1 protein-coding gene is annotated in these 242 nt (G+C 38.4%); it reads left to right on the forward strand.

All coding sequences use genetic code 11. The features are described from left to right. Window positions 1-242: transposase (locus A194_RS19180; RefSeq protein ID WP_017187875.1), on the forward strand; the 242-nt coding region annotated here is incomplete at both ends.

Below are 242 nucleotides of genomic sequence, written 5' to 3' on the forward strand. Positions count from 1 at the left end.
ACACGAGAGAAGCTTTCGGAAGAAAAAACTGGCGAAATTTATGGTCAACGTAAGGTTGACGTTGAACCAGTTTTTGGATTTCTGAAGGCTAATTTGCGTTTCACTCGTTTGTCCGTAAGGGGCAAAGCGAAAGTGGAAAACGAATTAGGATTTGCGTTTATGGCAGTGAATTTAAGGAAACTCACTGCCATAAAGCCCCAAAATAATAATCATTTTGATAGTACTTTAATAAAAAATGGCCC

This window comes from Alkalibacillus haloalkaliphilus C5, assembly GCF_000269905.1.
Lineage (GTDB): Bacteria > Bacillota > Bacilli > Bacillales > Alkalibacillaceae > Alkalibacillus > Alkalibacillus haloalkaliphilus_A.